The 6,638-nt window shown below is 44.1% G+C and carries 6 protein-coding genes; 3 read left to right on the top strand and 3 right to left on the bottom strand.

From position 1 onward, the window contains the following. Nucleotides 1-40: 40 nt before the first annotated feature. Nucleotides 41-466, bottom strand: coding sequence for a hypothetical protein (locus AB6F11_RS15405; RefSeq protein WP_102394642.1), 426 nt, complete (start codon nt 464-466; stop codon nt 41-43). 199 nt (nt 467-665) lie between these two features. Between AB6F11_RS15405 and AB6F11_RS15400 the strand changes: the two genes are divergently transcribed. Together AB6F11_RS15400 and AB6F11_RS15395 are read left to right on the top strand one after the other, a co-directional pair. Then, nucleotides 666-1,553 carry a site-specific integrase gene (locus AB6F11_RS15400; RefSeq protein WP_017080449.1) on the top strand — a complete coding sequence of 296 codons (888 nt, stop codon included), beginning with the start codon at nt 666-668 and terminating at the stop codon, nt 1,551-1,553. Beyond that, nucleotides 1,550-2,602: a transposase gene (locus tag AB6F11_RS15395; RefSeq protein WP_102394641.1), complete on the top strand. Its 1,053-nt coding sequence runs from the start codon at nt 1,550-1,552 to the stop codon at nt 2,600-2,602. Before AB6F11_RS15400 ends, AB6F11_RS15395 begins: the two co-directional genes overlap by 4 nt. 265 nt (nt 2,603-2,867) lie before the next feature. Here AB6F11_RS15395 and AB6F11_RS15390 read toward each other — a convergent pair whose 3' ends face one another. Further along, nucleotides 2,868-3,860, bottom strand: a complete 993-nt coding sequence (locus AB6F11_RS15390; RefSeq protein WP_102394640.1) for a hypothetical protein — start codon at nt 3,858-3,860, stop codon at nt 2,868-2,870. Between the two features lie 392 nt (nt 3,861-4,252). Between AB6F11_RS15390 and AB6F11_RS15385 the strand changes: the two genes are divergently transcribed. After that, entirely contained in the window at nt 4,253-5,635 is a 1,383-nt protein-coding gene (locus tag AB6F11_RS15385) for an MATE family efflux transporter (RefSeq protein ID WP_102398230.1), read from the top strand. 96 nt (nt 5,636-5,731) lie between these two features. On the opposite strand, the gene AB6F11_RS15380 is transcribed toward AB6F11_RS15385, so the two are convergent. Then, on the bottom strand, nt 5,732-6,274 hold the full coding sequence (locus AB6F11_RS15380) for a hypothetical protein (RefSeq protein ID WP_061031336.1): 543 nt from the start codon (nt 6,272-6,274) through the stop codon (nt 5,732-5,734). Nucleotides 6,275-6,638 lie beyond the last annotated feature (364 nt).

Raw genomic sequence — 6,638 nt, 5'->3', positions numbered from 1 at the left:
TGCCTTGGAACTTCAAACACTGACAAGTCGCCCCGTGGGTTCATGGGGCGGATACTTTCGAACCAGCATCTTTTGCACCTTGGTTTATGGTATCTACAAGCTTGTCCCCTAGATTTTGACTAACTTCTAAAGAATTCGGAACTAACTTGAGAAGCTCCAATCCTTTTGGAGAAAGAGTTATATCAATACATTTCTTCGATGTATAAAACCCAGCCACTTCATTTTCTATTTTCCCGTATAAAAAGCCTGAATCAATTAGCCAAAGGGCTGTATCAAGTAAAAAATCAACCTCTTGGCATTTATTTGCATATTCTTCATATCCCTCATTATCCTCAAGGAATGAATGATGCTCATAGTTGATCCCAAGAAACTCAAAAGCATCAATTTCTGTTCTTCGAGGAAAGTTTTCATACAGATGAGCTAGTAGCATTGCCACCAACTCGTCGAACTTTTGAATGTTGTTCATATTTTATCAACTCGTGTAACGCCGAATTAAGCGGACTATAATTGTTGGCTATAAACTGGAGTAAGGCGAAACTGAGCCAACTGTTATAGTTCCGTTTAAAGCGCTTGTTGAACGAAGCCGCTACGCGGCAGAGTAAAACGAGTGCGAACCATACTCTTGTAACACCATCACCCTGATGGTCGTTCACAGGAGTAACCCCATGAAACCCGATGACTTAAAACGTTACAACACCCTTTATGAACAACACCTTACCAACCTAAAGCTGCAAGGTAAACGACCCGCGACCATTGATGCCTATTCCCGTGCGGTTCGTCGGATCACCGCTCATTTCGACCGAGCCCCTGATACATTAACGACCTCTGACCTCAAACAGTTCTTCGCGTCTCTTATTCAAACCCACTCGTGGAGCACCATAAAACTCGATCGTAATGGCTTGCAGTTTTTCTATCGCTACACGCTCGATAAACAGTGGGAGTGGCTCAATATCGTCAAGCCGCCACAAGTAAAACGACTGCCCGACATACTGACACCACAGCAAGTCAGCTCGCTGATTACTCACACTCGACAAGCACGTTATCAGGTGTTTTTTCTTACTCTGTACAGCATGGGGTTACGACTCAGTGAGGGATTAAATCTTACGGTTCATGATATCGACAGCCAAACAATGCGCGTTCACATACGGGAAGGAAAAGGCGGAAAAGACCGAATGGTGCCGCTTCCGCAGCGAACGCTTAAGGCACTCCGCACGCACTGGCTTACCCATAAGCATCCTTGCTACTTATTTCCTGGACTTGGTACATGTCACGACACCCCCATGGATCGTGGCGGAATTCAAAAGACGATGAAACTTGTACTTAAAGAGTGTGGTATCAAAAAGCATGCGAGTCCTCATTCACTCAGACATTGCTTCGCAACGCACTTACTTGAGCAAGGAGTCGACCTGCGTTCACTGCAATCACTGCTCGGTCATGCAAGCCTCAACACCACGGCACGATACACCCGAATGACTCAGATAAAGCAGCGTGATGCGGCAATGGCCATCAACCAATTAACGGATGATCTAGACTTAACATGGAGCATAAAATGAGTACTTTCATTGAACTGCTTCGCCAGCATCATCGTGCGCTTAAGCATCACTATCATGCGCAGATAAATGGCGATATGCATCGAGCTATTGGGGCGATGCTCCGTTGCAAAACAGAGCAACAAGGACGCTCACAATGGTTCTGCAGTCACTGCCATCACGATGACCGATTGCCTCTTTCTTGTGGTCATCGCCATTGCCCTCAATGCCAACAACGCACCACTTCTGACTGGCTACAGCGTCAACAGCAAAAACGGTTACCTGTTCACTATTTCATGGTGACCTTCACTTTACCGTATCAATTGAGAGTGCTGGCAAGACATCAACCTAAAGCGATATATAACGGTATGTTTAAGGTGGCATCAGGGGTATTAAAGGATTTTGCCAACCGACAACGGCAAGGTGAACTTGGTTTTACCGCCGTGTTGCATACTCACAGCCGACAACGAAACTTGCACCCACATCTGCACATTATCGTGGCGGCAGGCCAATACGACGCGTCGAGGCAAACGTGGCACAAAGGCAACAAGCATTACCTCTTCAACGCGTTTGCTTTGGCCAAAGTATGGCGAGCAAGAATGCTAGAGGCCATTAATCAACACCCAACGTTGTGGCTGCCGAGTGGCATACCCAAACAATGGGTGGTCGATTGCAGACAAGTAGGATACGGTCAGGCTGCACTCAACTATTTGGCGCGCTATCTCTATCGCGGTGTGCTGCCTGATGAAGACATCATCAGTATCACAGATGATACTGTCACCTTCCGCTATAAAGAGAGTCAGACCAATGCATGGCGAACGCGCACCTTGCCCATTCTGAAGTTTTTGCTGCTCATTTTGCAACACGTGCTGCCCAAAGGGTTGCAGAGAGTACGAGACTACGGATTTTTACGTGGTCAAGCTCACGCCTTAAGAGCCCGCATTCAACTGCTGTTATTGAACTTGGTCTATATGATGATGCCGCTAACGGCACCGATAAGGAGCAAAGCGATAAGAATCTGCCCTTGCTGTGAGCATGAGATGGCGTGTGTTGGAGTGAGCCGACCCATGTAGCCGAAAGGCATTTGATAATAAGGAGAATGGCATTGACGAAATCAAAGGAGATGTAACGACGAAAGAAACGAAAAATAGCTAACTGATTGATATGATTGCTATCGCAACCTTATCTTAGCTTCGCTCGCTTTGAGAAAAGCCTCAAAGCGATGTGCCCTTCAAGTTCAATCGTACAATTTACTTAATAAAGTGGCTTCGGGCTTGTTCAACACTCGGGATTTAGTGTTGGCTGCGCAACACCTTAATCCTTATTTGTTATAACCTATTACAGTAAAGCCTGAAGTTTGGTTAAAATGGACTCGGAATATAGCCCAGCTAAAACACCTATAATTAACCCTCCTGTAAGGTCCTCTACAGTAATAGCTTTAGTTGCCTCAGGTTTTCTGGACGCAAGCAGACTGATCACTAACCCCAACGCTATACTTCCACCTAAAACACCCCAATTAATTAGCGCTCCGTCAGAAGTTGATATAAGCGTATTTTTTATAATATACCCTACCGTAGCTCCGATCATTCCACCTGTAGGTACGGCAAAAGCAGAAGGAAAAATAGAAACCCTTGAAGTTGCTGTACGAGTGTGCACAACATCATCATTTAATTTATAAGTTGCTTTAAATGAAACATCCATTTTCTTTGATTTTAAGAGGTGAGGTGCTCTGTATGAAAACGGAAAAGTAATCGTGCTTCCAACAGGTAGAGAGATCCCTTTTGAAAACTGTTTACCTTGAACCTTTTCAAGACGATCCATCACTCTTTTTAATTTATCTTTATTTATAGAAAACGCTTTGGGTAAAAAGGATTCCTCAGGCTCAAAGCTTATTACTTCTTTCTCAAGTCGTTCTACATCTTCCCATTCATCGATTTTTAAGGCTTCTTCTGCCCAATAAGGAGTTGTTGGCTGTGTTTTCTTTTTAGAAAAAATAGAAGCATATCCATCTACAAGTTCGACAATGGCTAATGCAATAGCCTCAGTGAATGTAAGCTTCTTTCTACGTTTTCTCGCATAAGCACTTTCCACCCCTCTTTCTAACTCCCTGATTAAACGCCTTTTCTTATCTTCAAGCTCTGTTAAATTAGTCGCATCAAGGTCATCATTTATTGATAGCTCTCGACCAGCCGAAAGAGTGTTAAAAACCTGCAAATCAGATATAGGTTGACCAGAAATATTCGTAACATTTAAGCTCACTGAATACTCTTGGCTACCTGCAATATACTCTTGGGACACCAAATTAATGGCGATACTTTCTGAATCTTTCACCACTTCTCCTTGAGGTCATAGCAGCTATTCGATAGAAAACTCTGCATCTAAATACAGAATTTTTCATCTAGATTGTTATGCACCCGATTGTACTAGCCTTTGCCTTTTCATTACAATCACTTACACCGTAACCTTAGTGATAAGCGTAGCAAATACAGAAATTACCTAACCAATATAACGCCCAAAAAAATCATAAACTTATGCGCTTTTCAACTGTGTTTTAACCATCAGAACCCTTCCCTATTTCAGAGCTAATTGAACTCTATAGATCCAATGCTTGACCCTATACGGTAAGGTGTTTATATTGTCGCCCGTCCAACGGGGCACATCCTAAAATGCACACCGGCCATCCTGCCATCACTGGTGCATTTATATTGGTGTTTTGAACTTCCATGCTAACGAAACTTCGTCCTTTTACTCGTGAATCGGGTGCGCTTATGCATCTTTCGATTCCAATCATTTTGACTCAAATAGCTACCCAAGCGATGGGATTTGTCGATACGACAATGGCTGGCCAAGTAAGCCCTGCTGATCTTGCCGCTATTGCACTCGGCACCAGCCTTTGGATTCCTGTGTTGCTGTTGCTGCGTGGTGTGATTATGGCGTTAACGCCTGTAGTCGCTTATCACCGAGGCGCTCGCGACTTCCAAAGTATCTCTGTTGAATTCTTCCAGATGGTTTGGTTGGCATTAATTGCTAGCGTACTACTCATCGCTTACCTCGTAAGTGCCAAACCGATCTTGGAATGGATTGGGGTTGCCGCTGAAATCATCCCTATCGGCAGTGACTATGCCTTTGCCCTCGCCTTCGGTGTGCCGGGTATTGCCCTGTTCTACACCTTGAACGGTTTCTGTGAAGGTATGAACAACACCAAAGTGCCAATGATCATTTCTGTGGTTGGTTTATTGGTCAATATTCCGGTCAACTACGTGCTTATCTACGGTAAGTTCGGCTTCCCTGAAATGGGCGCTGTAGGTTGTGGTTGGGCGACAAGCTTGGTGTACTGGTTAATGTCGGGAATGCTGTATTCCTACATTAAAGGTCATCACCACTACAAGACCATCATCAAGTTTTCAGATGCGAAGCCAAAAGCAAAAGAGATGCTTCACCTTCTAAGATTAGGTTTACCCATCGGGATGAACATTGCAGTGTGTGGCAGCATCTTTGCGGTAATCGCACTGATGATTGGTCGTATTGGCGCTGAGAACGTAGCAGCCGCGCAAATTGCACTTAACATTTCGAGCCTAACTTATGTGATCCCGATGAGTATCTCGTTTGGCATTACGATTCGTGTTGGGCACGCTCTAGGTGAAAAAGACGAACTCGGTGCGATTGAACGCAGCAAAGTCGGTATCTTGGTTGCGGCGTTGATTTCATTACTTTCGGTTGCGATGTTCCTTCTGTTCCCTGAGTGGATCATTAGGCTTTACACAACCGACCCTACAATAAGCGCGACAGCAGCAGTATTGTTGACCTTTACCGCTATGTACCAATTCAGTGATGCATTGCAAACCTCTGCTAACGGCGCACTGCGTGGTTATAAAGATACTAAGATCCCGATGATCTTAGCTATCGCTTCATACTGGGGCTTAGCGTTACCACTGGGTATGGTGTTGGGCTTAACAGACCACATTGTTCCAGCAATGGGTGAAGAAGGCTTTTGGATTGGTATTCTAACGGGCTTGAGTGTTTCAGCAGCTCTGATGCTACTTCGCTTACGATACGTGATTAAGAAGCGTGACTTGCCGCCAGCAGATGCAGCAATAGCAAACTAAGAAAAATCATCAAACTAATACAAAAAAAGCGCGTTATTGCTACTCGGCAATAACGCGCTTTTTTATTCTGTCTCTAAAATCTAATGATGAGTTCGCTTAACAGTTGTTGTTCACAATACGAACTGTACACTCACATCCTTCATCAGGACATTGGCTGCCATTTGTTCGGCCAAAAGAGTCATAAAGAACAAAGCAACCTTGGCGCGTCTCTAGATCCGCATCCGTTATGTTCGTACTATCTAATTCAGCTTGGGTAAAGTCGTATTCATACCCGATCACAGTGTGTCGATTACCAAAATCAGAAGTTAAGCTGTCATCATCTGATAAGGTCATAAAATCGATCATCGTCAATTTGTCGCCCGACTCCCCTCGGCTTTCCGGACAAAGTGTGCCCCAGTCAACCTCAACACTGCCGATACCAAAATCGATCACGTAGTTGCTCTGATCTCCTGGGTTTGATGCATCAGGGTTAAGCCCAGCGATAATAGCTTTAGACGTTACCTGTGTGATTACTCCTTCCATTGCACCCGCAACCCCCTCAAGTACCGCTTCTCTCGCCGACTCTTGGATATTAAGAAACCTCGGCGCTGCTGTTACAGCAATAATACCGATTATCACGATCACAACGATTAATTCCATTAACGTAAAGCCGTTTTTCTTCATAACACCCACATCATGCGACACCTTAAAGATTCGATAGCTCAATCATTCAATAACTTAATGAATTATCATTAACTATACATCCTGAATAGCGCACTTAAAACTCGACTTAGAGCGTGATAACACAGTCAACCTCAAATCATTTTATATACATTAAGTTGATATAATTCTTTGAAGCGTTATCACACAAGGGTTAAATCGGTTTTCTACATGTAGTTCTGTTGAGTTAGCTGAGGCTAAACAGGGATCGATTTTAATCCAAATATTTGAGCTAGCGCATGAACGACTAAATAGAGAATGCATACAGATAACGCAAAGGCGAACCAATTGGTCCGCCTTTTTT

It is taken from the genome of Vibrio sp. 10N.247.311.14 (genome assembly GCF_041467715.1).
Taxonomy (GTDB): Bacteria; Pseudomonadota; Gammaproteobacteria; order Enterobacterales; family Vibrionaceae; genus Vibrio; species Vibrio crassostreae_C.
Note: the sequence above shows the minus strand (reverse complement) of the source record. Positions and strands in the feature narration are given on the sequence as shown.

Bases quoted from the DNA above. Each gene is read 5' to 3' on its own strand.
- AB6F11_RS15400 (WP_017080449.1), top strand. From the start codon at position 666: ATGAAACCCGATGACTTAAAACGTTACAACACCCTTTATGAACAACAC.
- AB6F11_RS15385 (WP_102398230.1), top strand. From the start codon at position 4,253: ATGCTAACGAAACTTCGTCCTTTTACTCGTGAATCGGGTGCGCTTATG.
- AB6F11_RS15405 (WP_102394642.1), bottom strand. From the start codon at position 466: ATGAACAACATTCAAAAGTTCGACGAGTTGGTGGCAATGCTACTAGCT.
- AB6F11_RS15380 (WP_061031336.1), bottom strand. From the start codon at position 6,274: ATGGAATTAATCGTTGTGATCGTGATAATCGGTATTATTGCTGTAACA.
- AB6F11_RS15395 (WP_102394641.1), top strand. From the start codon at position 1,550: ATGAGTACTTTCATTGAACTGCTTCGCCAGCATCATCGTGCGCTTAAG.